This window comes from Clostridium sp., assembly GCF_040797585.1.
In the GTDB taxonomy this organism is placed as follows: Bacteria; Bacillota; Clostridia; order Clostridiales; family Clostridiaceae; genus Clostridium_Z.
This window is the reverse complement of sequence record NZ_JBFNEO010000259.1, coordinates 1-3,435: the sequence shown is the minus strand read 5'-3', so window position 1 is coordinate 3,435 and position 3,435 is coordinate 1. Positions and strand designations below refer to the sequence as shown.

Below are 3,435 nucleotides of genomic sequence, written 5' to 3'. Positions count from 1 at the left end.
CACCCTTTACCTTCTTAACCTTTTTCATAAGTTCTTTAAGTTCATCTATAGTGGTTATTCTAAGCTTAATATTTACCATAGCAAATCCTTGTCTATTAGTCTTTGCATTTAATGTCTGAAGCTGAATCTTCATTTCAGTAACTATTATCATTATATCAGATAATACTCCGTTTCTATCATCACACTTTACCTGTATCTCTGTAACATATTCTCCTTTGTTAGAAACTCCCCAAGTTACCTCTACAAATTTATCCTTATCTTCATCTAGTAAGCTATTTACATTATTACAATCTTTTCTATGGATTGATATTCCTCTTCCTCGTGTTATATATCCCATTATGTCATCTCCTGGCACCGGATTACAACATTTGGAGAATCTAACCATTACATTAGATAGGCCTTTTACTGTAACTCCAACCTCGGAAGGCTTCTTTTTTAGGTTATTATTCTTTATTTGATCCTCAGCCTTTTTTAAGGTTTCAGAATTATCCTCTTCCTTAGATTTAGAATGCTCAATACTATCTCTTAATTTACCTACAATACCTGAGGCAATTATCATCCCACTACCAACAGATGCATAAAGGTCATCTATAGAATTAAAATTATATCTTTTAAGAATCTTTTCTAAGGTCTCAGTCTTAGCAAGTTCACCAAAATTATATCCATTTCTTTTAGCTTCACGTTCTAATACATCCTTACCCTTTACTATATTCTCTTCTCTCTTTTGCTTTTTAAACCAAGCTCTTATCTTGCTCTTTGCTTGATTAGATTTTACTATATTAAGCCAATCTATACTTGGTCCCTTTGGTGTCGATGATGTTAGTATCTCAACAATTTCTCCAGTTTTTAAATGATAATCAAGGGTAACCATTCTCCCATTAACCTTGGCTCCTATACACTTATTTCCTACATCTGTATGTATTCTATAGGCAAAATCTATTGGAGTGGCTTCATTAGGTAAATTTATTACAACCCCTTTAGGAGTAAATACAAATACTTCATCAGAGAATAAATCTATCTTAAAGGCTTCCATAAACTCTTCTGCATCCTCAGTATCCCTTTGCCATTCTACTATGTCTCTAATCCAAGAAAGCTTATTTTCTAAATTATTTCCACCATTCTCACTTGATCCTTCTTTATACTTCCAATGGGCAGCTATTCCGTACTCTGCTGTTTTATGCATATCAAAGGTTCTTATTTGTATTTCAAATGTTTTTCCATGGGGACCTATAACTGTTGTATGAAGTGATTGATACATATTAGGCTTTGGCATAGCAATATAGTCCTTAAATCTTCCTGGAATAGGCTTATATACTGTATGAACTATTCCAAGAACTGCATAACAGTCTTTAATTGTATGAACCAAAATCCTTATAGCTGTCAAATCAAATATTTGATCTACAGATTTGCTCTTGTTTACCATTTTCCTATATATACTATAAAAATGTTTAGGCCTTCCCTCTATATCAGTTTCTATACCTGAAAGATCAAGTCTATCCTTTAAATCATTTATTACTTTACTTATATATTCTTCTCTCTCTACTCTCTTTTCTGCTATCTCTTTAACAAGCTCATAATATTCATTAGAATTCATATATCTAAAAGCTAAATCTTCAAGTTCCCATTTTATTTTAGACATTCCAAGTCTATGAGCAAGAGGGGCATATATATCAAAGGTCTCTTTTGCCTTTTCTTTTTGCTTTTCAATACATTTAAACTTTAGAGTTCTTAAATTATGAAGTCTATCTGCTAGCTTTATAAGAATTACTCTTACATCCTTAGTCATAGCTAGGAGCATTTTACGTACATTATCCGCTTTTTGCTCTTCCTTAGTTTTATACTTAATCTTTCCAAGTTTAGTTACTCCATCTACTAGGTTAGCTACCTCTTCATTAAATAACTCTTTTATATCATCATAATTATAATCTGTATCCTCTATGACATCATGAAGAAGCCCAGCCACTATGGTATTTGTATCCATACCCATTTCAGCTAAGATACACGCTACCTCAACAGGATGAACTAAATATGGCTCTCCTGATTCTCTTTTTTGATCACTATGAGCCTGTTCTGCTAAATAGTATGCTTTCTCTACAAGTTTCTTATCAACGTTTATACAGTTTTTTTCTATTTTCTCCATTAATTTATCTAGCATCTGGAATACTCTCCTCTAAAACTAAACTTCATAATATCAATGGCTGGTCATACAACCAGCCATTATTACTATATAACAAAATTATATAATATTGTGTAGAATTTTGCAATTTAAATTTCCCTTAGTTAGAACTACTTAAATATCGTATTCTACTAAACTTTTAACATCATATCCTTTTAACTTATCGCGTCCCTTAAGCTCTGTAAGCTCAATAACAAAATCCATAGCTACAACTTCTCCACCTGCTTCTTCTACAAGCTTTGCAACAGCAGAAATTGTACCGCCTGTAGCTAAAAGATCATCTACCATAGCAACTCTTTGGCCTTTCTTTATAGCATCCTTATGCATTTCTAAAGAATCTGCTCCATATTCAAGATCATAGTTAAAGCTTAGGGTATCACAAGGCAGTTTTCCTGGCTTTCTAACTGGAACGAAGCTAACACCTAAAGCATAAGCTACAGGCACTCCAAATATAAATCCTCTAGCCTCTGGTCCAACTATTACATCAACTTTTTTTTCTTTAAGTCTTTCTGCTATCTTATCTATAGTATATTTTAAAGCCTCTCCATCTCCAATTAAAGTTGTGATATCCTTAAAACTTATTCCTTCCTTTGGGAATCCATCTACTATTCTTATCTTTTCTCTTAAATCCATACCCATACCTCCACTAAACTATTGTTAAAATATTTTTAAGCCTCTATTATACTAATCATTCTTTAACTCTTTTTCTAAATACTTTACTATTTGCTGTGCTCTATATTCACTAGTAGTAGTTAAAAGTTCTACTACTATTCTTGCATTGTCAATAGTTCCTACAGCATTAACTCTTGGAGTCATAACCAGAACCATCTTACTTATATTCTCTTCACTTGGCGTAGTTATTCCATTATAAGTCATTAATGCTCTTAATCCATAATTATTGCTATTTAATAAATATTTTATACCTTCCTCAAATAAAATCTTATTCTCTCCGCTGATTTTATCACTGAAGGAATAAGTACCTATGGTAACCAAATCTATGTATTTATTTATACTCTTCATATTATAATAGGATGCTATAGCTTGTGCTAACTTAAAAGTCAAAGTACTAATACTTAAGGTGTCATTACCTAAAACTATAGATTCTAAATCTTCATTATACTCCCTATTTAAAAGTGCTATAACCTCCATTCCAAGATTATTAATTAGATTCTCTTGGTCCCTAGATTCTATTATACACCCTAGGGATATTATTAAGGAAGCACCTAACATATCCACATGATTTTTAATTACCTTTGAAC

3 protein-coding genes are annotated in these 3,435 nt (G+C 32.0%); all 3 read right to left on the bottom strand.

What is annotated here, in order from left to right:
- The coding region (locus tag AB2369_RS12435) for a bifunctional (p)ppGpp synthetase/guanosine-3',5'-bis(diphosphate) 3'-pyrophosphohydrolase (RefSeq protein WP_367666792.1) at window positions 1-2,155 on the bottom strand (2,155 nt) is incomplete at its 3' end.
- A 135-nt stretch (window positions 2,156-2,290) separates the two neighbouring features.
- Window positions 2,291-2,809, bottom strand: coding sequence for an adenine phosphoribosyltransferase (locus AB2369_RS12430; RefSeq protein WP_367666791.1), 519 nt, complete (start codon window positions 2,807-2,809; stop codon window positions 2,291-2,293).
- Between the two features lie 51 nt (window positions 2,810-2,860).
- On the bottom strand, window positions 2,861-3,435 hold a 575-nt coding region (locus tag AB2369_RS12425; RefSeq protein ID WP_367666790.1), incomplete at its 5' end, for a phosphoesterase.

Coding starts and splice junctions, on each gene's coding strand:
- AB2369_RS12430 (WP_367666791.1), bottom strand. CDS start 2,809: ATGGATTTAAGAGAAAAGATAAGAATAGTAGATGGATTCCCAAAGGAA.